The 24,717-nt window shown below is 55.3% G+C and carries 19 protein-coding genes and 1 tRNA gene; 5 read left to right on the forward strand and 15 right to left on the reverse strand.

Annotated features, from left to right (window positions below):
- Window positions 1-27: 27 nt before the first annotated feature.
- From METMA_RS25690 to dnaB, 5 genes are all read right to left on the reverse strand, one after another.
- On the reverse strand, window positions 28-5,964 hold the full coding sequence (locus tag METMA_RS25690) for a retention module-containing protein (protein WP_020157975.1): 5,937 nt from the start codon (window positions 5,962-5,964) through the stop codon (window positions 28-30).
- 193 nt (window positions 5,965-6,157) lie between these two features.
- Window positions 6,158-6,481 (reverse strand): hypothetical protein, encoded by a 324-nt coding sequence (locus METMA_RS0105015; protein ID WP_020157976.1) that lies wholly within the window; start codon window positions 6,479-6,481, stop codon window positions 6,158-6,160.
- Complete coding sequence (locus tag METMA_RS0105020; RefSeq protein ID WP_020157977.1) at window positions 6,462-6,881, reverse strand: response regulator; 420 nt, start codon at window positions 6,879-6,881, stop codon at window positions 6,462-6,464. The genes METMA_RS0105015 and METMA_RS0105020 overlap by 20 nt, the downstream gene beginning before the upstream one ends.
- Before the next feature lie 153 nt (window positions 6,882-7,034).
- Window positions 7,035-8,141, reverse strand: coding sequence for an alanine racemase (gene alr, locus METMA_RS0105025; protein WP_020157978.1), 1,107 nt, complete (start codon window positions 8,139-8,141; stop codon window positions 7,035-7,037).
- A 33-nt stretch (window positions 8,142-8,174) separates the two neighbouring features.
- Window positions 8,175-9,569 (reverse strand): replicative DNA helicase, encoded by a 1,395-nt coding sequence (dnaB, locus tag METMA_RS0105030; protein WP_020157979.1) that lies wholly within the window; start codon window positions 9,567-9,569, stop codon window positions 8,175-8,177.
- A gap of 593 nt (window positions 9,570-10,162) precedes the next feature.
- Between dnaB and METMA_RS25695 the strand changes: the two genes are divergently transcribed.
- Together METMA_RS25695 and METMA_RS0105040 are read left to right on the forward strand one after the other, a co-directional pair.
- Window positions 10,163-12,127: a Clp1/GlmU family protein gene (locus METMA_RS25695; RefSeq protein WP_020157980.1), complete on the forward strand. Its 1,965-nt coding sequence runs from the start codon at window positions 10,163-10,165 to the stop codon at window positions 12,125-12,127.
- Between the two features lie 112 nt (window positions 12,128-12,239).
- Entirely contained in the window at window positions 12,240-12,815 is a 576-nt protein-coding gene (locus METMA_RS0105040) for a DUF2452 domain-containing protein (protein WP_027147053.1), read from the forward strand.
- Between the two features lie 328 nt (window positions 12,816-13,143).
- Here METMA_RS0105040 and METMA_RS0105045 read toward each other — a convergent pair.
- The 4 genes from METMA_RS0105045 to METMA_RS0105060 all read right to left on the reverse strand — a co-directional run bounded on the left by METMA_RS0105045 (window position 13,144) and on the right by METMA_RS0105060 (window position 17,402).
- Window positions 13,144-13,231: transfer RNA gene (locus tag METMA_RS0105045), tRNA-Ser, on the reverse strand.
- 71 nt (window positions 13,232-13,302) lie between these two features.
- Window positions 13,303-15,207 carry an ATP-binding cassette domain-containing protein gene (locus METMA_RS0105050; protein ID WP_020157982.1) on the reverse strand — a complete coding sequence of 635 codons (1,905 nt, stop codon included), beginning with the start codon at window positions 15,205-15,207 and terminating at the stop codon, window positions 13,303-13,305.
- Between the two features lies 1 nt (window position 15,208).
- A complete protein-coding gene (locus METMA_RS0105055) occupies window positions 15,209-16,435 on the reverse strand; it encodes a competence/damage-inducible protein A (protein ID WP_020157983.1) in 1,227 nt (408 codons plus the stop codon).
- 43 nt (window positions 16,436-16,478) lie between these two features.
- Window positions 16,479-17,402, reverse strand: a complete 924-nt coding sequence (locus tag METMA_RS0105060; protein ID WP_040590381.1) for an AEC family transporter — start codon at window positions 17,400-17,402, stop codon at window positions 16,479-16,481.
- Between the two features lie 140 nt (window positions 17,403-17,542).
- Here METMA_RS0105060 and pyrF point away from each other — a divergent pair, with 140 nt between their 5' ends.
- The 3 genes from pyrF (at window position 17,543) to METMA_RS0105075 (ending at window position 20,151) form a co-directional block, all read left to right on the forward strand.
- Window positions 17,543-18,265, forward strand: coding sequence for an orotidine-5'-phosphate decarboxylase (pyrF, locus tag METMA_RS0105065; RefSeq protein ID WP_020157985.1), 723 nt, complete (start codon window positions 17,543-17,545; stop codon window positions 18,263-18,265).
- 191 nt (window positions 18,266-18,456) lie between these two features.
- Window positions 18,457-19,185: a sulfite exporter TauE/SafE family protein gene (locus METMA_RS0105070; protein WP_020157986.1), complete on the forward strand. Its 729-nt coding sequence runs from the start codon at window positions 18,457-18,459 to the stop codon at window positions 19,183-19,185.
- Window positions 19,186-19,194: 9 nt separating this feature from the next.
- Window positions 19,195-20,151 (forward strand): sigma-54 interaction domain-containing protein, encoded by a 957-nt coding sequence (locus tag METMA_RS0105075; protein WP_027147054.1) that lies wholly within the window; start codon window positions 19,195-19,197, stop codon window positions 20,149-20,151.
- Between the two features lie 330 nt (window positions 20,152-20,481).
- Here the strand turns inward: METMA_RS0105075 and pdxJ are convergent, their stop codons facing one another.
- The 6 genes from pdxJ to lepB are packed head-to-tail and all read right to left on the reverse strand — an operon-like array spanning window position 20,482 to window position 24,694.
- A complete protein-coding gene (pdxJ, locus tag METMA_RS0105080; protein WP_020157988.1) occupies window positions 20,482-21,240 on the reverse strand; it encodes a pyridoxine 5'-phosphate synthase in 759 nt (252 codons plus the stop codon).
- Complete coding sequence (gene recO / locus METMA_RS0105085) at window positions 21,233-21,946, reverse strand: DNA repair protein RecO (protein ID WP_020157989.1); 714 nt, start codon at window positions 21,944-21,946, stop codon at window positions 21,233-21,235. The genes pdxJ and recO overlap by 8 nt, the downstream gene beginning before the upstream one ends.
- On the reverse strand, window positions 21,939-22,820 hold the full coding sequence (gene era / locus METMA_RS0105090) for a GTPase Era (RefSeq protein ID WP_020157990.1): 882 nt from the start codon (window positions 22,818-22,820) through the stop codon (window positions 21,939-21,941). Before era ends, recO begins: the two co-directional genes overlap by 8 nt.
- Window positions 22,817-23,500, reverse strand: a complete 684-nt coding sequence (gene rnc, locus METMA_RS0105095; protein ID WP_027147055.1) for a ribonuclease III — start codon at window positions 23,498-23,500, stop codon at window positions 22,817-22,819. The genes era and rnc overlap by 4 nt, the downstream gene beginning before the upstream one ends.
- Entirely contained in the window at window positions 23,497-23,874 is a 378-nt protein-coding gene (locus METMA_RS0105100; RefSeq protein ID WP_027147056.1) for a DUF4845 domain-containing protein, read from the reverse strand. The genes rnc and METMA_RS0105100 overlap by 4 nt, the downstream gene beginning before the upstream one ends.
- A 43-nt stretch (window positions 23,875-23,917) precedes the next feature.
- Complete coding sequence (gene lepB / locus METMA_RS0105105) at window positions 23,918-24,694, reverse strand: signal peptidase I (RefSeq protein WP_020157993.1); 777 nt, start codon at window positions 24,692-24,694, stop codon at window positions 23,918-23,920.
- Window positions 24,695-24,717: the final 23 nt, after the last annotated feature.

Genomic DNA, 24,717 nt, shown 5'->3' on the forward strand with positions numbered 1-24,717 from the left:
ACAACCATCCGCATCAGGCCCCGCCGATCAACCGGTGACGATGGTCGTGTCGACATCCGCATTGATCAGCAATGTTGCGGTATCCACGCCGTTGACATGCGTATAAGTCTCATAGGTTTGTCCGCCGATGTCCTGGGCGCCGCCCGCCGTCCAGTCCCCGACCGCGGTAACCGTATCGCCCGCGTTGCCCTGGATCATCAAGGTATTGCTGCTGTCTGACAGATCAAGCACATCCTGCACATTGAGTGTGAGCGCATTATCGCCGGCACCGGTCAGGTCTATATTTTCAATGCCCTGAATTTTGGCATTATCCACTGAGGTTAAATCGAGCGATTGGCCGGCGCCATCGAATCGCAAAGTATCATCGCCGGCGCTTCCCTGGTAAACGACGCCGCCGCCCAACAGATCATTGGCGTCATAAACCAGCACGTCATTGCCCTCGCCACCGATCAATGTGTCCTGCCCGGCTCCGCCATCCAGCGTGTCATTGCCGGCGCCGCCGATTAACAGGTCGTTTCCGCCAGAACCTGTCAGCGTATCGTCGTAGTCGGAACCGATCACCCCTTCCATGTTTTTATAGGCATCGGTGCCGACGCCGGGTTGAGCGCCGGCGCTCCAGAAGCCGCCGGAATCCGGATCGGTGTTTTCATCCTGATACAGCGTAAAGTTGATACCCGCCGAGGCATCCTCGAAACTGATCAAGTCGATACCGGCACCGCCGTCCAGCAGGTCATTGCCCTCGCCGCCGACCAGGATATCGTCGCCGTCGCCGGTATTGATGGTGTCATCGCCGGCGCCGCCCCATACCGTATCGTTCCCGCTCCCGGTCGTGATCACGTCATCGCCGGCCCCGCCGGATACTGCGTCATCGCCAGCTCCCGTCGTGATGATGTCGTCGCCGGCCGTGCCGGACATAAGGTTAACGGTAAAATGGGCCGTTGCCACATCTCCATCGCCGTCAACACCGTTCAAGTTAAAGTTTAAAGGATTATCGGCAGGATCGATGACGTTAGTGTAGCCCACCTCGATCCCTGTGATTTTCAGGTTTACATTTTTCGAGACGGGGATCAGTTCCACATAATCCACTGTTTTCGAGGCATCGATAGCAAATTCCAGCTTGCCGCTATTATCGTATAGGACAGGGACAGTGCTTGTGCCGCCGTCTTCGTAGACCACTTTAAGATCGACACGATCGCCGTCGCTAATGTTGCCGGAAGCTGAGACCAGAATGGTCAGGGAATCCAGCGTGACATTGGCATGGCCGGCATTGCGGACCACTTCCAGCTTGATTCTTTCATCCTGATTTTCCTGAATAGAGTTTCCGTTCACACCGATATCGGTGCTGGATTTTTGCAGTAAGGTATCGCCGCCATAGGTAACGCCATCATCCGCCGAACCGGTCAGAACCAGCTTAAAGGCGCCGCCAAAACTCGCGTAATCAATTACTGCCGCTTCGGTCGAACCGTTGCCGTCAAGATCAACGGGGGTCAGCGCACTGAACAGGTCGTTCGTCTTAACCACAGACGAAGGCATCGGATTCAGCAAATTAAAGTCATAGGTGCCGTCGGGCTTGATGGTGATTTCAAAAAAGGTCTTGGTAATCCCATCTTCGTCATAGGTGGCGGCATAAGTGGTGCCGTTCTTGAGACCGAACGCGTAACTGCCGTAGTCGCCGGCATTGGTCCACTGGAGTGCGTTGGAAGCAAAAGAGCCGGCAAAATCAATAGCGTCGGCACCGCCATCGAAAGTATACGTGCCTTGGGTAACGCCCTCGGAGCGATACACGGACAGGTCTTGGGCGTCTATGGACGGATCGGTGTCCGTGAACGTCAGCGACAGTGATGAAGCCGTGCTGGCTTGCCGGCTGATGACATCGCCATCGCCGTCGGTCACGGTCACGGTGGCCACGACCTTGACCAGGCCGTTCAGGTCCAGGGTATTGTCCTCGTCCGCGCCCTGGTTGTTGTCATGCTCCAGCGCCACGTAGGACGTCAGGCTGACCTGGTTGCCGCTCAGCGCGATCGTGAACGCGACCTGACCGCCGTCGTAGACGCCGTTGATGGTATTGGCGTCCACCTGCTCCAGCGTGATGGCATGGTTGCCGAGCGTCGTTTGCAGACCCGTTCCGGTGGCGCCGGCCAGGGCCAAGGCATAGGTCGTGTTGGCGGTTTGGCCGTCCAGCGCTCCGGCCGTGTAGCCAGGCGCGCCGATCGTGACGCTGTCCTGGCCAGCCACGAGGCTGGCTTCGGTGACCTCCAGCGCGCCGACCGTCGGCGCCGAGGTAATGGCCAGCGTCGGGTTAGTGTCATAGAAGATCAGCGACAGCGGCGATGCGGTGCCGGTTTGCTCGGAGATGACATCGCCATCGCCGTCGGTCACGGTCACGGTGGCGACGACCTTGACCAGGCCGTTCAGGTCCAGGGTATTGTCCTCGCCCGCGCCCTGGTTGCTGTCATGCTCCAGCGCCACGTAGGAGGTCAGACTGACCTGGTTGCCGTTCAACGCGATCGTGAACGCGACCTGACCGCCGTCGTAGACGCCGTTGATGGTATTGGCGTCCACCTGTTCCAGCGTGATGGCATGGTTGCCGAGCGTCGTTTGCAGACCGGTTCCGGTCGTACCGGCCAGGTCCAAGGCGTAAGTGATATGTGTTGTCTCGCCATCGGCGGCACTGACCGTATAAGTCGGTGCCGCTATTGTAGCGCGGTCCTGGCCAATTACCTGACTGGCTTCCTTGACGTCCAGCCGGCCGATGCTCGGGCCGGAAGTAATGGTCAAGGTCGGGTCGGTATCCGTGAAAGTCAATGCCAGCGGCGATGCGGTGCTGGCTTGCTCAGAGACGATGTCGCCATCGCCGTCGGTCACGGTCACGGTGGCGACGATATTGACCAGGCCGTTCAGGTCCAGGGTATTGTCTTCGCCCGCGCCCTGGTTGTTGTCATGCTCCAGCGCCACGTAGGACGTCAGGCTGACCTGGTTGCCGTTCAACGCGATCGTGAACGCGACCTGACCGCCGTCGTAGGCGCCGTTGATGGTATTGGCGTCCACCTGTTCCAGCGTGATGGCATGGTTGCCGAGCGTCGTTTGCAGACCGGTTCCGGTCGGGCCAGCCAGATCCAGGGCATAGGTCGTGTTGGCGGTGTAGCCGTCAACGGCATCGACAGTATAGGTCGGCGCCGCAATCGTGATGCTGTCCTGCCCGGCCGCGAGGCTGGCTTCGGTGACCTCCAGCGCGCCGACGCCGGGGCCGGCGCTGATGGCTAACGCGGGGCCGTCGTCTTCAAAGCTGATTAGATTGCCGATCGCTACCGCATCGCTGGCCATATCGCCGTCATTATCGGTGACGGTGACCACGGCAGACAAGCCGCCCGCCAGGTTCACGGCTTCGTCATAGCTGTCCGGCGCAATCGGATGCGCCAGAGCGACATGCTGGGTCACCGACAACACGCCGCCATCGCTGATGGTGATCGTGAAGGCGTTATGAGTGCCCTGGGCATCGGTGTATTGGCCATGCACGGTATTATTCTCGCTGCCGGCCACCAGCGTGACCGCATGACCTCCCGTCGTCGTGGTCAGGCCGGTTTCTGCCTGGTCAATACGCAGCGAGACGTCGACTGTGCCACCGTCGGCGCCGGTGTTGACCATGGCATTGAAAACGGAAGCCGTGCCGGTGACAGTGACGCCCAACTGGTCGGTTTCGTCGGTCATTAAAGCGCCGGCGGCATTGACGGCAAGACTTACGCTCGGACCGTCGTCCCTGAAACTGATGGCATTGCCCAGGTTAAGCGTGGCGCTGGCGCTGTCGCCGTCCTTGTCGGTTACGGTGCCGGTCAGGGTGATCAGATTGGCCGCCGGCAGGCTGGTGGCCTGATCCGGCCCGCTGTCCGGACTGTGCATGACGGCCCGCTGCTGATCCAGGGTGACGGTGCCGGCGCTGTCGACGCTGACCGTGAATACCAGGGCATTGCCGCTCTCGGTGCGACCTTCGATGACGCCGCCGTTGACCGATAACACGACCGCTTGCTGAGTGGCCGTATCGACCAGCCCGGTGCCGCCGGCATTGATGCCCAGCGTGTAGGTCACGGTACCGGTGCCGTCCGCGCCAAAGGCCGCGCTGAAGTTGTCGGCGAAACTGGCGCTGGCGTCGGTCGCCAGCACGGTTTCGTCAACCACCAGCGCATCGGCGGCTGCGCTTACGCTGATGCCCGGGCCGTCGTCCCTGAAACTCAGCACCGTACCCACATTGATAGCGGCACTGCTGGCGTCGCTGTCGCCGTCGCCATCGGTAATGGTATCGGTCCGCGTCAGGCTGATCAGGTTGGCATTCGACAAGGTCACTGCATCGTCGGGGTTGCCGCCATCCGGATGCGTGAGCACGCGCGCCTGATCCAGCGTCACGGTGCCGGTGTTATTAACGCTAACCGTGAACGCCACGGCGCCCTCCGCCCCTCCCACGCGGCCGACGGCCTGGCCATTTTCCAGATACAGCCGCACATTCTGGCCGGTCGCGCCGTCGACCAGTCCGGAATTTACCCCGTCGGCGCTGATGCTGAGCGCATAGACCGTAGTGATCGCGCCTGCGCCGTCCGCACCATAATTGCTGGTGACATTAAAGTTGCCTGCAAAACCGGCGCTGGCATTCATGGCCAGGTTGCTTTCGTCTACCGTCAAGGCGCCGGCCGCTGCCGGCGTCGCCGTTACGCTGATGCTGGGCACATCGTCCTGAATGGTGACATTGAGCGTAGCGCTGGAAGTACCGCCGCCACTGGTCGCCATGGTATAGGTAAAAGTCTCGACCGGATCGCCGCCGCTGTTATCGACGGAAGCCGGCGCCGTATAGGCGTAGCTGCCGTCAGCGTTGAGTACCAGTACGCCGACGAGGCTGCCGGTATAAGTGCCGGGATTCGTTACCGAGGCGGTGTCACCGGAACTGATCGCATCGTTGGCGAGGACGGTGCCGGTAATGGTATTGCCGCCTTCCAGGACGGCATTGAAATCATGCCCGGCCTGGTCGTCATTCAGCACCGTGACGGTCGCTGTGCTGGTGTCAGGCTGAGTCGTGGCATTGACGGGATCGGTCAACAGGATAGAGAAAGTTTCATTCGCCTCGATAAAGGCATCCTGCACGACATTAACCGACAGGTTGATGCTGGTTTGACCGGCCGGGATAGTGATCGTACCTTGCAGAGGACTGGCGAAATAATCCTCGCCGGCCGCCGCGGTTCCGGGCTGGATGGTATAGGATACCTGTACGTCGCTGTCGAAAACCTTATCGAGCTGGATGATGAAATTGACGACGCGGGTGTTGCCCTGATCTTCCGCGGTGCCTTCAATCAGCGTTGCGTCGTTGCCGGAAACGAGAATGCCGTCATTGCCGCCCGGCTCGGTCGGCGGCAGGGGCTGAATGCTGACCGTCACTACCGGCAGAATTACGGCAGGCTCCGGCGCTGCCGGCGTTCCATACGTCGGGCTTAGTATCAAGACCTCGGGCGGGGGCGGAAACTCGACACCGATGCCTCTGGTCTCAAAGCCGCTGTCCGGCGTCATGGCGGGCTTGAGGTAATCAACCTGAACGAAGGTGTGGCCTTCGTTTTCGCCTCCCGCTCCCGGAGCGCCAGCCGCGGCCGCCGGCAGTTTGGACGGGTCGAAATCCTCGTCCTTGGCCAGCGCGTCCTGTATCCTGGCGACTTCATCCTGTGCTTCCTGCAGGCTTTGGAGCGGTTGCGCCGCACCGGCTTCAGGAGTCAACATGTCTTCATTCAAAGCCACGACTGAGCCGCCAGCCAAATCCATTTTGGCGCCGTTGGAAAATTCAATCAGTAGGGTGGTCCCGGCAGCGTCCCCGGTCGTAATCGTGTCGTCCGCCGAAACCCGGTCGCCCAACTGCAGTGTTCTGACGCGCCCATTAACGTCTGTCGCCGTTACGACGCCCGATACGGATTTTACAATACCCGTGATTGCCATGATGTACCCCCACTAAAGGATTTATTGTTTTTTTATTGTCCCGTCTGGCGGGATATTTTTTAGGCTCTCGCCGACTTTTATGGAAATTCTTCCACAAGCCCATGCATATTCCTATTGTACTTAAGTGCTACATGCCGATTTTCCGCGCCTTATCAGCGCAAAGGACACCAAGGTTACAGGGAAGGAGGGCCGTTTACGAGTCGGAATCGCTAATTATCGTCTGCGCATCAAGCTCGAGCATTTGCAGGTCGAGAGATGCCACACCGTAGAGTATCGATGAGTAGGTTGTCGGCTCTGCATCTGTCGTCGTGACGCTTATCCGGGTATCTTCACCCAGAGGCATGATGGAAAGAGAAAGATAGTCGCTGAGCATATTGGCTTGTTCATCAGCCAGCAAGTCTTCAAGACTTAACGGCATGCCCGCCTGATCATCGTTTGCATCTTGTGGTATTGGATTTTCAATCATGCTGCCGTACCGCATCATCACGCTGACTTGCTCATCCTGAGCAAACAGCATGGCTGCGTAATTTATCCAGCAGCATTGCGACCATGCGCCGGGTGATCCAGGCTTCGCCGGCCTGAACGGCCTGAAGGAGTTTATTGATGAATTTGTCCACTTCGCTTAGCTGAAGATAGCCTTTGGCACCGGCCATAAGGCATTCAATAACCGCTTCATCAGTCAAGTTTTCCGCGATTAATACAATCTTGCTGCGCTTGCTTGCGCGTGTCAGCAAGGCAATAAACGCTGCCGTATCCTGTTCCCGGACCGTATAGTTGAGTACGACAATATCAGGCCGCATCGCCTCTGCCGCATGTAATGCCCGGATTTCATCATCATAAACGAGAAAGCTTGCCTCTCCCGCGTCGATGGCGGGAGCTATCGTGTTTTCTTTATCGATTATCAGGACGTCTATCATTAGGCAGTTGGCTGGATGGGAAATTGACGTTAGTTTAATGAATCTTTAAAACTTTGGAATCGTACAAAGGTACTAGCCGGTGAAAAAATGCTCTTTATCGCTGCCATTGCTTCCGGTTGGAGGCGGCTTGTCCGCCTCCACGGAAAGCCTGTTTCAGCGCGCGGAATTAATTTTATGGGTCGATACGCCTTCGATAATCTGTACGCGCGGCGTGATGCCGCATACCAGCGTATAAGCGATGGTATCCGCGTAGCGGGCGATTTCCTCGACCGCCAGGCCATCGCCCCACAAGGTCGCCGCGTCGCCGGGTTTGGCGTCGGGTTGCGTGGTCAAATCGACAGTAATCATGTCCATGGACACCCGGCCGACCAGCGGCACGCGCTTGCCGTTCACCAGCACCGGCGTTCCGGCTTTGGCATAGCGCGGATAGCCGTCGCCATAACCGATAGCCACCACGCCCAGTGTCGTGTTTTTCTTGCACAGCCAATTGCCGCCATAACCGACAGTCTCGCCTTCCAGGATAGGCTTGACCGCGATCAGGCGCGAATGCAGGCTCATGACCGGTTTAAGCCCCAACGCCTGGCCCGTGCTGTCCGGGAACGGGGAAATACCGTACAGCATGACGCCCGGCCGCACCCAGTCGGCCAGGGATTCCCGCCAGCCCAGGATGCCGGCCGAGTTGGCAATGCTGCGCTGGCCGGGGAAGGCACCCACTGTTTCGTTGAACAGGCGGATCTGTTTCAGCGTCTTATCATCATTTTTATCGTCGGCATTGGCCAGATGCGTCATCAGGTTGACCGGCTGCCTGATGATGCTGCAATCGCTCAAGCGTGCGTAAACGGCGCTGAAGTCCTTGGCCTTAAACCCCAAACGGTTCATGCCGGTGTCGATTTTCAGCCACGCGCTCAGCGCCTGCTGCTCTTTTCTGGTTTTGAGGATATCGAGCTGGGAGAAGGAATGCAGCAACGGTTCCAGCTGAAACGCCAGCAAATCGTCCACTTCATCGGCACAGGTAAAGCCTTCCATGACCGCAATCCGGTTTTTTAATCCGGCCCGGCGCAAACGGATGCCCTCATCCACGCGCGCCACGGCAAAGGCATCGGCGTCTTGCAGGGCTTCGGCGATACGCAGCACGCCATGGCCATAGCCATTCGCCTTGACCACGGCCATGACCTTGGCGCCGGGCGCGCAGCCCCGCACTTTCGCCAGATTATGTTGAAACGCATCCAAATCGAGTACCGCGTAGGCAGCCGCTATCATTCACACCCTCCCGGGCACAAGTCATCTTGGTAGTTATTCATAATCATCATCGCCATACGGATTGCCGGCGTAATTCTCAAAGCGCGTGTATTGGCCGAGGAAAGTCAGCCTGACCGTGCCGATAGGCCCGTTACGCTGCTTGCCGATGATGATTTCGGCAATGCCTTTTTCGGGACTGTCCGGGTTGTAGACCTCGTCGCGGTAAACGAACACGATCAAGTCGGCGTCCTGCTCGATACCGCCCGATTCGCGCAAGTCCGACATGACCGGCCGCTTGTTAGGGCGCTGCTCCAGGTTCCGGTTGAGCTGGGACAAGGCGATGACCGGCACGTTCAGTTCCTTGGCCAGGGCCTTGAGCCCCCGGGAAATATCGGAAATCTGCTGAACGCGGTTATCGCCGCTGGCGGGCGATTGCATCAGCTGCAGGTAATCGAGCACGATCAAGCCCAACGGCCCATGCTCGCGCACGAGCCGTCTGGCCCGGGACCGCACTTCGGTCGGCGTCAGGGCCGGCGTATCGTCAATGAATAATTTGGTTTCGGCCAGCAGATTGATCGCGGACGTCAGGCGCGGCCATTCGTCGTCATCGAGCTTGCCGGTCCGGACCTTGTGCTGGTCGATGCGTCCCAGGGACGACATCATACGCATGGCCAGCGCGTCGCCGGGCATCTCCATACTGAACACGGCGACCGGCTTGTCGTTCTTGATCGCAATATTTTCGGCCATGTTCATGGCGATCGTGGTCTTGCCCATCGACGGCCGGCCGGCCACGATAATCAGGTCGGACGGCTGCAGACCCGAGGTCATCTCATCGAAATCGTTAAATCCGGTGCTGGCGCCGGTGATGTTGCCTTCCTGCTCGAACAATGTTTCGATCTTGTCGACCGCGGTCGCCAGCAATGATTTAATCGACTGAAAACCGCCCTGCCCGCGTTGCTTCTGTTCGGCGATTTCAAACACCTGGCGCTCGGCTGTTTCCAGCAGTTCGGCGGTATCCCGGCCCTCGGGATTAAACGCCGAATCGGAAATGGTGGTGCCGACATGAATCAACTGCCGCAGGACCGAGCGGTCCCTGACGATGTTGGCATAAGCGACAATATTGGCGGCGCTGGGCGTGTCCTTGGCCAGCATGCCCAGATAGGCGAGCCCGCCGGCATTTTCCAGTTCGCCTGTGGCTTCCAGCGCTTCCGACAGGGTGACGACATCAAACGGAATCTGTTTTTCGGCCAGCTGCGCAATCGCTCTAAAAATCAGCCGGTGATCCTTCCGGTAAAAATCCGTCTCCACTATTTTATCCGCGACTGAATCCCAGGTTTGATTGTCCAGCATCAAGCCACCCAGAACCGATTGTTCGGCCTGGATGGAGTTAGGCGGGACCTTCAGGGCATCGAGAGCATAATCACGGTCATAGGAATAGTTTTCAGACATAGTACACGGCACTAAAAATGTTAATCAAATGGGCTTACTCAAGGACGGGCAAGTCTCATAACTCAAGACAAACTGCGGAAAAAACATAAAGGATGGCAAAAATAAAGAGATAGACGCTGACTGCTTGCAACAGCCTGTTCCATATCGCTAAACTCCGACCTGCCTTTCTTAGAAGAGGGGGCATTATAGACTAATTCAATCTCATGCACTTACCAAATTCTTTGCCGATGACGCCCGGCTTCCTGCCCTGAAACTTATCCTCCAGGCGGTTCGTCAGAAAACCCGCCGAGTCTAAAGACTGTTGCTTAAAATAGTGTTAACCCGAATATTTCACCACGAAGGACACGAAGCACACGAAGGCTTAGCAATTCAATTACTTGCAAATATTTCATAATGAGTTCATGAAGTTATCGGTGAGAGTTGGTAATACCATGATTTTCTTCGTGTTCTCTGTGTTCTCTGTAGTTTTCATGAAATATCCGGGTTAACCCATTGAAAGGCTGGAGCAAAACCAGCCAGCACCGCTTACTGACCGAACGGGTGGCATTGCCAATTGTCAATAGCTTCGAACCGATCCTGCACAGGTAATCGCCATGACTCATTCATTGCCGTTGTTGCCCTATTGTCCTTCCGACCTCGCCGACCGGCTATTGTCCGGCGGGCCGCGAATTTTGCTGTGCGGCGAGACCGGCATTGGCAAATCTACGCTGACCGCCGCACTGGCGCGGATCATGGCCGCGCAAGACTTGGCCTGCTTCGGCATTGCCGCCGATCCCGGCTCCCCCGGTTTCGGCCTGCCCGGCACCGTGTCGCTGGGACAGTGGCGGGAGCCAGGTTGGCAGATCCTGGCATTCGAGGCCCTCTGCACGCTCGATGCGGGCCGATTCCGCCTGCCGCTGATAACAGCAGTCTCAAGGTTGATCCGGCAAGCGTCGACCGGCTTGCTGCTGATTGACACGCCGGGCGTGGTCCGGGGTATCGCCGGCTCGGAGCTGCTGACCGGCATGGCGACATTGCTGGACATCGATACCGTGCTGATGCTGACCCGCCAGTCGAAACCCGTGCCGTTGCAGAACGAACTATTGGCGCTGCCGGCCCGCGTCCTGGCGGTTCATGCCCATCCCGAAGCCCGCCGCCCCGGCAAAAAGGCCCGAGCCAGGAAAAGAACCGAGCGCTGGCGAACCTACCTTGAGGCCACCCATGAAGCAACGCTGGACCTGTCCGGCCTCCGGCTGACCGGCGCGCCACCCCCAGTCGACGTGCCCGATGCCTGGCCGGGCCGCCAATGCGCTGTTATCGACGCCGGCCGTACCATGGCCATCGGGGAAATTATCAGCCTGCGGGACAGGTGGCTTAGCGTCCGGCTGCCGGAAGAATCAGTGACAACCGACGCTTTACTGCTGCGTGACGCCCGTACCGAACAAAACGGCCTGCTCGGCAGTGCCGAGCCATTTGCCTCCAACGCCCTGCAATACCTGCCGCCGACCGATGCCCTGCCCTATCCGACCACTACTTACAGCGGCGGCCCGCGTCCGGTGGCCAAGCTGATCGGGGCGTACGCCGTGTTGGTCAATGGCGTTTTCGACGACCCGCTGCTGCATCTGCGCTTGCGCCAGCAGCAACGGAGCCTGCTGTTCGACCTCGGCGACTTCGGCAGGCTGCCCGCCCGCATTGCCCATCAAGTCAGCGATGTCTTCATCAGTCACGCTCATATCGACCATATCGGCGGCTTCCTCTGGTTGTTGCGTTCCCGGGTCGGCGACTTTGCCGCCTGCCGGCTGTTCGGCCCGCCGGGCTTGACCGGTCATGTTCAGGGCTTGATCAACGGTTTTCTCTGGGACCGCATCGGCGACACTGGACCGCGTTTCGAAATCGCCGAAGTGCATGGCGACCGGCTGCGGCGGATACGCATCCAGGCCGGCGGCGGCCGCGAAGACTTGCCGGAAATCCGTATAGCCGACGGCCTGCTCTTGGATGAACCGCTATTCAGCGTCCGCACGATCACGCTCGACCATGGCACGCCGGTGCAGGCCTATACCTTTGAGAGCAAGGCCAGGCTTAATGTGGATCAGACAGAACTCAGGGCGCTCGGCCTGAGCGCCGGCCCCTGGCTTAACCGGCTCAAGCAATGTCTGGCCGAAGGCGATCAGGAAGCGTTAATCGAATTGCCCGACAAGACCCGTCGCCGGGCGGCAGAGCTCGGCACCCAACTCGTGACCGTCACACCCGGCGAAAAACTCGTCTACGCGACCGATCTGGCCAATACGGCGGCCAACCGGAGCGCCTTGACCGCCCTGGCCCAGAAGGCCGATTTCCTGTTCTGCGAAGCTGCTTTTCTCGAAGCCGACAGCGAACAGTCGCGCCGAACCGGCCATCTGACGGCGCGGGCCTGCGGCGAGATCGCAACCGCCGCCGATGTCCGGCAACTGGTGCCGTTCCATTTCTCCCGGCGTTACGAGACCAATCCCGAAGCAGTCTACCTGGAAATAAACGCCGTCTGTTCGCGCGTCGTCGTGCCGCCGAAAGATAGTCTGCAGAACAGACGAAAGCCAGCCTAAATGGCATGATGGGAATCATTAAAAAACCACGAAGCACATTTTTCTTCGTGCTCTTCGTGATCTTCGTGGTAAAAAATGTCTTAATTTATTGCGTAAGACTGATTCGAAACCCATGACTTCCAAATCCCCGAATCCCCAGGGCAAAGGTCTCGTCCCCGTTCTGGAAAGCTTGATGCAGACCAGAAAAAACCTGGCCGTGCCCGCTAAGGATATCCTGCAAATAGCCAATGAACTGTTCACGTCGCTTTTCGTGCTGAACAGCCAGATCAAATTCAAACCGGTTGTCGGCCGGACTTACTGGCTTTACCGGAAAGACGGCATTTATGGGCTTTCCCTGATCGCGCCTGAACAATGGTCTCCCTCACACTACGGGCAGTTTATCGGCGCCTGTGAATTGCAGCCGGACCTGACCTGGACCCTGGAATTGTCCGGGCAATGCCGGGGCGACCTGGCACTCATGGCAGAAATCACGCAGCAATGGGAACGCTTCGATGAAAAACTGAACACGGCCGAACACATCGATGACCTATTGCCGGTTTACATAGCGACACTGCCTTTTTATTCGCGCGTACTGGCTTCGGCACTGGCCCATTCCCTGGGGCAGTCCATGCAGAAAGGCGGGATCAGCGGGCTGAGTTTTGATCAAGCGCGAAGCAAGATGTTGCCGACCGGAACACAATCGGCCTGACGATGACCGGCTGTTTTTGAATACGCCAGGAATTTGTAACTATTCAGGCGTAATAGCCTGTGACCGCTAGCGTATCACGCTTCGCAAACGATGCAATTGAGCTGCCCCTCCTTGCACTATTGCCGCCCGCGCTATCGCTTTCGTCATTCCAAACGTCAAGAATCCGACAGTGCTCCGCTGTCATAAATTCCGCTACTGGCTCTGAACCTCTCGCCCAATGTTCTTGGGGAATTTCATTTGATGCTTTTGGGTACTTTTCGCTGGACAATAAAAAACCCGCCAAATCATTTGACTTGGCGGGTTCTTTGAATCTGTCTGAATCGATAGTTGGCGGAGAGAAAGGGATTCGAACCCTTGATACGTTGCCGTATACACACTTTCCAGGCGTGCGCCTTCGACCACTCGGCCATCTCTCCTGCTATCTTTCACCCACGAACCGCGGGAAGCCGGCAAGGATAATCGAGATTGCGTTTTGTTGCAATGACTTTTACCCGGCCAGTGCTTCCAGTTCATCCCATCTTTGGTAAACCTGTTCCAGCTCTAGCGTTGTTTTTTCCAGTTCAGCCAATACCTTAGCAATGATCTCCTTATCGTTTTTATAAAAATCGGCGTCGTTGATTTGCTGAGTCAGTTCCGCCTGTCTTGCTTCCAGCTCATCGATCATATCCGGCAATCGGTCCAGTTCCTGCTGCTCTTTGAAGCTGAGCTTTTTCTTTGCCGCGGGACGCTCGGCGGTGTTCGCGGCCGGTTTTTCCTGTTTGACGGCCGGCGGCTTTTTGGCCGCCTCCGCCTGTTTTGCCTGCTGGCAGTGATTCATCCAGTCGGTATAGCCGCCGACGAATTCATCGACGCGGCCGGTGCCGTCGAGCACCAGCACGTTGGTTACGACGTTATCGAGAAAGGCGCGGTCATGGCTGACCAGCAGCAGGGTACCGTCGTAATTGACCAGCTTTTCTTCCAGCAATTCCAGCGTTTCCAGATCCAGGTCATTAGTCGGCTCGTCCATGACGATCAGGTTGGCCGGTTTCGTGAATAGGCGCGCCAGCAGCAGGCGGTTTTTTTCTCCGCCCGACAGGCTCTTGACCGGCGATCGGGCTCTGGCCGGGGCAAACAGAAAATCGGCCAGATAGGACATGACGTGCCGTTTGTTGCCGGCAATTTCGACGAAGTCGTTGCCGTCGGCGACAGTATCGGCGACGGTCATCTCGGGGTCGAGCTGATCGCGCAACTGGTCAAAATAGGCGATTTCAAGCCGGGTGCCCTGCTCGACAGTGCCGTTATCCGGCTCCAGTTGTTTCAACAACAATTTCAGCAACGTGGATTTACCGGCGCCATTGGGGCCGATCAGGCCGATCTTGTCGCCGCGCTGGATCAGCGTGGAAAAATGCGAGATGACTTGTCTGTCCTGGTAAGCAAAGCTGATGTCGTTGACCTCGATGACTTTCTTGCCGGACGCATCGCCCCGCCCCAATGCCAGTTTGCTGGTACCCTGGACATTACGGCGCTGGGCGCGCTCTTGACGCAGACGTTCCAGCGCTCTGACCCGACCTTCGTTGCGCGTGCGCCGGGCTTTGATGCCCTGCCGAATCCAGGTTTCCTCCTCGGCCAGTTTTTTATCGAACTCGGCATTCTGGTTGGCCTCATCTTCCAGAGCGGCCGCCTTGCGGCGCAGGTAATCGTCATAGTTGCCCTGCCAGGAGACCAGCTTGCCGCGGTCCAGATCGATGATGCGGGTCGCAAGCTTCTGCAGGAACGAGCGGTCGTGCGTGACGAACAGCACGGCACCCTGGAAATTCAGGATTTGCTCTTCCAGCCAAGTGATGCTTTCGAAGTCCAGATGGTTGGTCGGCTCATCCAGCAACAACACTTCGGGCTCTATGACCAGGGCCCGGGCCAAGGCGACGCGCCGCTTCCAGCCGCCGGACAGGCCGCTGATTTTCAGCTCGCCGGGCAGGTCCAGTTTACTCAGTGTGGTCTCGACACGCTGCTGAAAATGCCAGCCGTTATGGGCTTCCAGCTTGTGCTGCAGATCGCCCAGTTCCTGCAATGCCTTGGCATCTTCATAATCCATCGTCAGAGACAGCGCATGATAGCGGGTAATCCACGCCCCCAGTTCACCCAGGCCGCCGGCCACGGCATCATAGATCGTCGCGCCGTCGGGCAGGTCCGGCGACTGTTCCAGCCAGGCCAGTTTCAATTCCGGCTGTCGCCAGATGTCGCCGTGATCGGCATGGACATTGCCGGCGATGATTTTCATCAACGTGGATTTGCCTTCTCCGTTCCGGCCTAACAAACCCACTCTTTCTCCGGCATCCAGCTGGAAGTCGGCATTTTCTAATAAAGCATGGGTGCCGTAGGCGATGGAGATATTGGTTAATCGTAATAAAGGCATGTTAAATTTCTTTGTGTTGTAAATAGCGTCGTAATAAATCCAGCGCCAGCAACGCCGCCTGGTTTTGCTTGCGTTTGATGGGACCGGCCACCGTCTGTGTTGATTGATGAAATCCGTCCGGGGCCAACAGCACATTATATAGAACAATGGGCTGATCCTTATCGTGAAATATGCCGTCATCACCGGCATAAAGCTGCACCAGCGCCAAATCGGCCGCGCCGGACTTTTGCACGGCGCCAGCGAGAGTCTTTGCCGTCGCCATCAGGTCATCATGCCGGACAGGTACGGCAAAGCGTTGCCCCAGAGTGTTTAGCGACCGCTCGAAGCACGCGCCAAGCAGCCATGGCATGCCGATGCACTTGGCCGCCAGCAAGCCTTGGCTGGCTGTTTCTATCACGGCCAACGTGGCATGCCTGCCGGCCATCAGGCGGTCAATCACCGCTACCAGGTCGCCTTCGGCTTCACTCAGGCCGTCAATGCCGAAAACCGCATCGCCTATTTGTTCAACAATCTTGGACACTAAAGCGACCATTGCAGTTTCCGGATAACCATAAGGAAACAATAGCTTGGTTTGGACATCGTCCATGCCGGCACGAAAACCCAGCTGGACCAGGGCGGGGATGGTGACCGCCGCCATGCGCTGCTGAATATCCGATTCGCCGATGCCTACCGTTCTTATCGTCACGAGCCGGCGGGGCTGAAAAGCGAACCGGTTCGCCAGTGCCGGCCTGATTTTTTCCAGAAACAAATGACGCATTTCAGACGGCACGCCGGGTATGAATGCAAACCAGCAGCGTCCGTGCCGTAACGAGAACCCCGGCGCCGTGCCCCATTCGTTGTCGATGCGTTCGGACCCCGCCGGCAGCAGGGCCTGTTTTCGGTTGGATTCGGGCATGGGCCGGTTTCTCCGGTCGAAAAACCGCTTGATCTGAGCGAAGGCGACCGCATCAAACACCAGCGCCAGGCCAAATGCCTGGGCTACCGCTTCGGCAGTCAGGTCGTCGCTGGTGGGACCGAGGCCGCCGGTACAAATGCAGCAGTCCGCGCGCTCCGCGATTTCTCGCAGCAGTGCGGTCAGGTCATCCAGATTATCGCCTACGGCTGTATGCCGCGTTACGGTAAAGCCCATTTGCACGGCCTGTTGGGACAGCCAGGCGGCATTGGTATCGACCGTCTGCCCGGTCACGATTTCCTCGCCTTGCGAGAAGATTTCCAGTGTTGGATTCATAGTAGAAACTCTGTTGCTGCATTTGTTTTCACGCGCCTGCCTCTTAGCCCGCCATCAGCAGGCCATGCCAGAATGGCAGCGTTACCAGGCTCAGGGCCGTGGTCACCGTGACGGCCATGGCGTACAATGAGCTGTCCAGCTGATAGCGGTCGCAGAACACGATGCCCAGCACCATGCTCGGCATGGCCATTTCCAGAACCGCAGGCGCTTTGTGATGCTCTTCCATATTCAAATACCCGAGCAGTACAACCGCAAACAGCGGCATCAACAGCATTTTTATCAGGACCACCGGCACTACGTAAGGAAAATTACGCACCGTCACGGCTTTCCAGCTCAATGCCAGACCCAATGAAAACAGCATCAGCGGCACGACCGCGGCGGACAGCTTTTGCAGCACGCCGGCCAGCCAGACCGGTGCAACCATGCCGTTAAGATTCAAGCCGACGGCGACGGCGGCCGCCCAAAACGGCGGCGCGTTCAAGAAAGACAAGACCGGCCTTCGGCCTTCCGAATGATCTTCTCCATAATGGCGCACGATCATGATCCCCACGGTAAACAGCAGCGGCGCCGTTGCGAACAGATCGACCTGTATCGCGACCGACCGCGCCCAACTGCCGAATGTCTGCTCCAGCACCGGTAAGCCCAGATAAGTTACATTGGGAAAAGCAGCCGCCAATATCATCGCCCCCAACCGCTTGTCCTCGAATTTAAGCAGGCGTCCGACCAGCCAGATGCAGATCATGGCAAAAGCAATGCAGCCTGTCCCGAGCAGCGTATATTGCAACGAATGCGTGCCGATATCGGCCGACCACAACACTTCCACAACCATGGCCGGCAGCAATAAGTAATAGACAACCGTGGTCAACGGCAGCCTGACCTGCTCCGCCGACAGCCCGGCAGGCTTTATAATGCGCCATCCTGCCCCGCATGCGATCAGCAAGGTCATTTGTATCAGTGTTGAGTTCATAGTCCGTCAATTATTATGTTTTTTGCCAATTTTAACATTCCCCGCCTAAACAAGTTCCGGTAATATACCCCGACTAACTGGCCGGCCGACCTATCCGTCGCCCTTTACACTACCTTGCGCCTTTTACGAGTCCTGAACCTATGAGCACATTCCTCTCAACCAAACCCATCCCCGTCCGCGAACGCCTGATCATGGCGCTTGACGTACCCAGCATTCCCGAAGCGCAGGCGATCGTGGAAGAGCTCGGTGATTCGGTGATCTTTTACAAGGTCGGCATGGAACTGTTCATGTCCGGTGATTATTTCGGTTTTATCGAATGGCTGAAACAGCGCAATAAGAAAGTGTTCGTGGATCTGAAGTTCTTCGATGTGCCGGCCACTGTCGGCCGCGCCATCCGAGCCCTGAGCAGCAAGGGCGTGGATCTGGCGACCATTCATGGCAATGATGCGATCATGGAAGCGGCCGCCGAGGAAAAAGGCGACCTCAAGGTATTGGCGGTCACCGCCTTGACCAGCCTCGATCGCGGCGACCTGGATGATCTGGGCTTTAAATGCGATGTCAGGGATCTGGTCTTGTCGCGCGCCAAGCGGGCACTGCAGATCGGCTGCGATGGCATCGTATCCTCAGGCCTGGAAGCGCCCATGCTCAGAACAGAACTGGGCCATCGCTTGCTGATCATAACGCCGGGTATCCGGCCGGTTGATAACCGGGCAGAGGACGACCAGAAACGGGTCGTCAGTGTCGAAGACGCGTTCCGGAACGGAGCCGATTACATCGTTGTCGGCCGCCCGATACGCGATGCCGAGGATCGCAAGGCCATGGCCGAGAAAATTCAACAACAGATTCAATCCCAATTTCAATAATATTAATAATTTATGCTTGAAAAATGTATATCAACTCAATGAGACCCAAAAAACACGGCAGAACCGCCCGTCAATCGAACCAGATTCAAATCGATCCGTTGTTGCGTAGTTAAATTAACCGATTTATGAAAAACGATTTTTGAACGCTGTTTATTTGTATCTATCCTTCTCTGTGTTAAATTTGATCAGTTATGGAATTTGATCTTGCTTTCAATGCCTCTTATTTAGTCGCTTTTACCATGGGCCTGTTCAGCAGCATGCATTGCATAGGCATGTGCGGCTCAATCATCGGCACTCTAACACTTAGCCTAAGCCCCGAGATCCGCAGCAAAAAGACACGCCTTTTTCCGTTTGTGCTTAATTACAACGTCGGGCGAATTACCAGTTACGCAATAGCCGGCGCTTTAGCGGGCATTATTCAGTTAATACTCACCATGCCGCTCAGCCATGGTCAAGGCCATCGGCTACTGCAATTATTATCCGCCGCCATTATGACCGGTGCGGGGCTTTATATCGCGGGTTGGTTTCCGCGTTTCGCCTATATTGAAAAAGCCGGAACCCATATCTGGAAAAAAATAGAACCGTTTGGCCGCAAGCTCATCCCAGTAAAAAACCGCACCCAGGCTTATCTTTTCGGCATGGTCTGGGGCTGGCTGCCTTGTGGCCTGGTTTATTCCGGACTGGCACTGGCGGCAACGACAGGCGATATCGCTAAAAGTTCCCTTACAATGCTATTTTTCGGATTAGGAACTTTACCTGCCGTCATGGGAGTCGGTATAATGACCGGGATATTGGCAAGGTTATCCAGAATGCAATACTTCAAGCAGATTGTCGGCCTGCTGATGATTGCACTGGCTTTCATTGCCGCGATGCCATGGCTTAACCCCTATGCACTAACAATACATCTAAGAAATCACTAAGAGGCAACTATGGGTCATTTTAACTCGATCATTGGGCAATCTCCTGCATTAGATTCTTTAATCCGTAGCGCCAAAATGGTTGCTGCCACCGATGTAACAGTATTGATTAAAGGTGAGACCGGTACAGGTAAGGAAGTACTGGCCACCGCGATCCAAAAATCCAGTCCTCGCGCCAGCAAACCCTTTATTACCCTGAATTGTGCCGCATTACCCGAAAGCCTGATCGAGTCGGAACTATTCGGCCATAAAAAAGGCTCGTTTACGGGCGCCACCGCCAATAAACAAGGTTTGTTTCAGGCTGCTGATGGTGGAACCTTGTTTCTAGATGAAATTAACTCATTGCCTGTCTCCATCCAGGCAAAACTTTTGCGTTTTCTGGAATCCGGAGAGTGTCTGGCCGTAGGCGACATTAAACCCTACAAAGTTGATGTCCGTGTTATTGCCGCGACCAACGCCGACCTGAACAAACAAATTGATGCCGGAGAGTTCAGGCAGGATTTGTACTTCCGCCTCAATGTCGTCCCCCTGGAACTGCCGCCGCTGGCGCAACGTACCGAGGACATTGACCAGCTCATCAAGCATTTCCTAGCTTATTTCGCGGACATGCATTCAATAGCTCCCCCCAAATTCAGCAAGCAGGCGCTAAAAACCCTGAAAGCTTACCAGTGGCCCGGCAATATTCGTGAATTGCGCAACTTGTGCGAGAGGCTCAGCATTTTATTAGCCGGCAAAACCATCGAGCCGGAAAACCTGCCGCACGAATTCAGCGCCTACAATCGCAACACCAAAGCCACCCCCTTTACGCTGCCTGAAATTGGCCTGCATCTGGATGCCTTGGAAGCCGACTTGATTCATCAGGCACTCAGCCGAACTAAAGGCAACCGCAGCAAATCAGCCAAACTGCTGGGCATTTCCAGGGATACATTGCTCTATCGCATGCAAAAACACGGCTATGCCTCGCACTAAGGCGAGTTAAGCCAGTTTTAATACGCACAGCCGGCGTATCGCCAGGACGCAATCGCCGGCTGTTCAGGATGTGGCTAAAAATGACTTCCTGAAATTAGATTCTTGCATAGGATGTGCCGATCAAAAAGCAGGCGACGCAGAGCGAGCCACATCGCTCGCGCACGATGCGCCTCCTGGCGTTGGCACATCCTATGTATAATCGCCAAACCCTTAATAAAGATAGCACCGCCGCAATCCAGGACATTCTAAAGATACTTAGCCCACGGCGCGGTCCTATATCCTGATTACTCGGTAACCTGCCGATGTGAATTGATAGAAACCCAGATTCACTTACTTTTCACCATAAGAACTCGCCTGCCTGGCATTTCGCATAACACGCTTCAAATCCTTAACCGTTTGAGCCAAACCCGAGAATACTGCCTGGGCGATAATCGAATGCCCGATATTAAGCTCGACCAGCTCAGGGATGGCACAGATGGCTTCTACATTATAAAAATGCAGACCATGTCCGGCATTAACCTGTAAACCCGCGCTATGGGCATAACGAGCAACCTGCCTGATGCGGGCCAATTCCTCGGCCTGCTGCGCGGCATCTTTAGCCTCGGCATAGCGCCCGGTATGCAATTCCACAACCGGCGCCCCGGCTTTTACCGCCGCATCGATCTGAGCTTCATCAGGATCAATAAAAAGCGACACTTCAACGCCGGCCCCTGCCAACTGTTCACAAGCCCATTGCATGCGCTGCAGATTGCCGACCACATCCAGGCCGCCTTCGGTAGTTAATTCCTCGCGCTTTTCAGGTACCAGACAGCAGGCAGCCGGCCTGACTTGCGTCGCGATACCGATCATCTCGTCGGTCACCGCCATTTCCATGTTCAGCCGGGTATGAATCATATCCTTCAATAGAAAGATATCCCTGTCCTGAATGTGGCGGCGATCCTCGCGCAAGTGCGCGGTAATACTGTCGGCCCCGGCCTGTTCGGCTACCAATGCGGCCTGGACCGGTTCCGGGTAAATCGTGCCTCGCGCCTGTCTTAAAGTAGCGACATGATCGATATTGACGCCTAACAAAATTAAGTTTTTATTCATTTTTTAACGTGCTTGATATTTTATTGATAACCGTTCGGCTTTTAAGCGGCTTACCTTGCAGATGTGTATCAATGACTGTTCTCATCAGCATTTTCGCTTCACTCAACACGAGAGGGTCGGTGAATGCCCTGGATTTTATCGCCAGCAGCACTTTACCGGAAAAGTATCCATCCGCGGCCTCTACAAAGCCGTGCCGCACATTGAATGCGTAATGCTTTGACGGGTTGATTGAGGCTCCGTTGACATCATATTCCAACTGCAGTCCGTAACCGATATGATCCATAAGATTGAGTTCAAATATCCGTAGCGCCGCTTCTATGTCCGAACCGATCGATAAGCGGGACAGGCATTCATGGTAATCCGCAAAGACTTCAGGATGCGGATCGTACTTATGCAAAAAGCGACTGATCAACTCGTTAACATAAAAACCGCAATAGAAAGCAAGCCCCCTCAACTGCATCAAAGGCTGAGCGATTTCGACATCCGTCAGCGTTTTCAATTCCGCCTTACCGAGATAGGAAATGAGTAACGGGATAAACGGCTGCAGCACCCCGGCTGTTTTGGACTTCGATTTTTTTACGCCTTTTGCCACCAGGGAAAGCCTGCCGAAATCCCGGGTCAGTACATCAATGATCAGGCTGGTTTCCCGGTATTTGCGGTGTTGCAGAATAAAAGCAGGCTGCAGATAAACCGCTGTTTCAGTCATTAAACCCTAAGTTTTGCAGCGCGCGCTCATTATCCGACCAGCCTTTTTTAACCTTGACCCAAAGCTGTAAATAAACTTTCTGGCCAATCAGCTTCTCGATATCGTGCCGGGCATCGGTGCCGACTTTCTTCAGCATTTCTCCCGCCTTGCCGATGACGATATTTTTTTGAGTGGACCGCTCCACCCATATGATGGCATAGATTTTGGTAATTTCAGGCTGCTCTTCATAACGTTCGATCTCGACCGTTAACGCATAAGGCAATTCGTCACCCAGTCTTCGCGTCAGCTTCTCCCTGACAATTTCCGCGCACAGAAAACGCTCGGGGCGATCGGTGATTTGATCTTCGGGATAAATCAGCCCGCCTTCCGGCAGCAACTGCATCACTGCATTTTCAAGCTGCTCGAGATTTGTGCCTTTCAATGCGGAAATGGGAACCATCTGCTCAAACGGAAACCGGTGCCGCGCCTCGGCGAAGAAAGCCAGAATCGTATCCTTGTCCTTGACCTTGTCGACTTTGTTGACGGCCAGAATAACCGGCAAACCGGCCTGTTCAAGCTTTTTGAAGATGACTTCGTCATACTCATGCCAGGACAGGCCGTCGATCAACCAGACAACCACATCGACACCCAGCAGCGTGGTATCGGCGGTACGGTTCAGATACCGGTTCAGCGCTCTCTTTTCGCTGTCATGCATGCCCGGCGTGTCCATGTAGATGGCTTGACCGGCTTCCGTCGTGTTGATACCCAGAATTCGATGCCGGGTAGTTTGTGGTTTGCGCGATGTAATGCTGATCTTTTGTTTCAGCAAATGATTCATCAACGTGGATTTGCCGACATTGGGGCGCCCAATCAGCGCTACGTAACCGCAGTTCATTTATTGTCTTTACTCAGTAATTCGAGCATTTTTTCAGCTGCCGCCTGCTCTGCTCTTTTTCGGGATATCCCTGTGCCGATACAAGCTTCGGCAATTAACGGGATTGTGCATTTAACTTTAAACGTTTGCTCGTGTGCGAGCCCGGAAGTCGTCAGCAAAACATATTCGGGCAGTTCCATCTTTTTTGACTGCATCAATTCCTGCAACTGGGTTTTGGGATCTTTCTGCCAGTTATGCAATGATAAGTTTGCCAGTTTTTCCGCAAATAACTCCAGTATCCAATTCTGGCAGGCTTCTATGCCCTGGTCGATGAACAGCGCCCCCATAATGGCTTCCAAGGCATCGGATAAAATGGAATCACGGCGAAAACCGCCGCTCTTCAATTCGCCCGAACCCAGCAGCAAATAGTCGCCAATCTGATGCTTTCTGGCCAACTCCGCCAGCGACCCCTGATTGACCAGACTGGCTCTCAACCGGCTTAATACGCCTTCGCTGGCATCAGGGAACAGTTCATATAGCTTTTGGGCAATGACAAAACCCAGTATTGAATCACCTAAAAATTCCAGGCGCTCGTTATTTTGAGCCCCGGCGCTTCGATGGGTTAAAGCCCTGGTAAAAAGCTGAGGATTGTTAAATACCAAGCCGAGCTTTCTACATAATACGACAGGCTTCCGTATCACTCCTTACCAACCTCAATAACATCATAGAATTCGGCTAACACGCTGAGATTGCCGAAAATTTTCACAATAGTCTCATATTCAATTTCCACTTTCAGATAATTGCCATGCTTAGTGACCTTTATATCATCCTTGGTCACATCATAGACATAATTCATGTTGAAGCGTTTATCCAGGCTGGCTCTGACTTCGTGTTCGCTTTTGGTTTCGATATCCGTAGTCGCTTCAATCGCGGCCAGGGCATTAACCACTTTGCTGTGATCTATGTATATCGGTGCAATTTTTAGCACCAATAAAACAAAAAAAGCGATCAGGCCCAGAATGAAAGCCATTGAGATCAATGTAAGCCCTTGTTGATGTTTAGGCGGTAGATTCATATTTCCTCCAGACGATTAATACAATTATCAGGATAAGTGTAGTTTATTTCAGCACAGTGCCAATCCGATCAAGACCTACGCCTTTATGCTGCCAATCCCAACTCATCCAGATAAAAAACGCCTTACCCACCAGATTCTCTTCCGGAACAACGCCCCAATAACGGCTATCATTGCTGTTATCCCGATTATCGCCCATAACAAAATAGCTTCCTGCCGGTACAACAAAAACACCTTCGACCGTCGGCGCCCCGTTTCTAATCAGAATGCTGTGTTCGATGTCGGCCAATTTTTCCAGCCGATGCTCAGCTCCGGTCATCTCCTGCCCCTGACCTATGCCTTGATAAGGTCCTAACGACACCTGGTTGACAGGCACATCATTGATATACAATTTTTTATTGTAATAAGCAACCTTGTCCCCCGGCAATCCCACTACACGCTTTATATAATCGACGGATGGTTCCTTAGGATAGCGAAACACAACGATATCGCCCCGTTGGGGCTCATTCAGTTCAATCACTTTTTTATTGATGACCGGCAAACGTATGCCGTAAGTGAATTTACTCACCAGAATAAAATCGCCGATCAGCAATGTCGGCATCATGGACCCCGAGGGAATACGGAAAGGCTCGGCAAGAAACGATCGCAACAACAAAACGATCAATACGATAGGAAAAAAAGAACGCGCATACTCAACAATTAAAGGTTCTTTTTCTTCAGCGGAAACATCTGCCTTATGCTTGCGTACCAAAAGATAACCGCCCCAAATTACGCCCGTGACGATAGTGGCGACCAAAAGAAAAAAGGAAAAATCGAAGTCCATAGTGTTCTGCGTAGTAAAGGTGA

Source organism: Methylobacter marinus A45 (assembly GCF_000383855.1).
Taxonomy (GTDB): Bacteria; Pseudomonadota; Gammaproteobacteria; order Methylococcales; family Methylomonadaceae; genus Methylobacter; species Methylobacter marinus.